We start from the raw sequence: 304 nt of genomic DNA, 5'->3' as shown, positions 1-304 counted from the left end.
GCCGCCAGACTCCTCACCGAGGTCGCGCACAAAGCATTCGCTTCGGCAGGTCACCTGGCGGCCTACGCTGGCCTCGCACCAGTTACCCGGCGCTCAGGCTCATCCATCCGTGGCGAGCATCCGTCCAGGCGCGGCAACAAGGTGCTCAAACGCGCCTTGTTTCTATCGGCCTTCGCGGCCTTGAGAGACCCCATCTCACGGGCTTACTACGCACGCAAGGTCCAGCAGGGCAAGCGACATAACCAGGCGCTCATCGCACTGGCACGGCGACGCTGCGACGTCCTGTTTGCCATGCTGCGAGACG

General features: G+C 64.5%; 1 protein-coding gene. It reads left to right on the top strand.

Going from position 1 to position 304, the window contains the following annotated elements:
- Positions 1-304 (top strand): transposase (locus AB4Y44_RS42585; protein ID WP_368702836.1); only part of this gene is annotated, 304 nt, incomplete at both ends.

It is taken from the genome of Paraburkholderia sp. BR10937, from assembly GCF_040965695.1.
GTDB lineage: Bacteria > Pseudomonadota > Gammaproteobacteria > Burkholderiales > Burkholderiaceae > Paraburkholderia.
The sequence above is the reverse complement of the archived record's forward strand: the minus strand, read 5'-3'. Positions and strand labels throughout refer to the sequence as shown.